The following is a 261-nucleotide window of genomic DNA, read 5'->3' as shown; positions in this document are numbered from 1 at the left end:
TAATAACTTCAGCTCATCATTACAAAACCCTACTGTAAGCCAAACAGGAAATTACTCCTTAACAGTAACAAACCCTAATAATGGATGTACTTCATCTTTATCGGTAAATGTAGCTTCTACTGGTGGTACCGAAACTAATATTTGGTTTGAAAAATTTAACCTAAGTACAGGAACAACATCAGATTCTGGATCAACAGCCTGGACTACTCAAAATCCAAGCTCTGGAGGCTTTCATGTAAAAGATAATCGATTTAAAGTTAA

At 34.9% G+C, this 261-nt stretch carries 1 protein-coding gene; it reads left to right on the top strand.

What is annotated here, in order from left to right:
* Nucleotides 1-261 (top strand): hypothetical protein (locus tag FOF46_RS32280; protein WP_167572063.1); only part of this gene is annotated, 261 nt, incomplete at both ends.

The organism is Aquimarina algiphila (assembly GCF_007489275.1).
GTDB classification, from domain to species: domain Bacteria; phylum Bacteroidota; class Bacteroidia; order Flavobacteriales; family Flavobacteriaceae; genus Aquimarina; species Aquimarina algiphila.
Note: the sequence above shows the minus strand (reverse complement) of the source record. Positions and strands in the feature narration are given on the sequence as shown.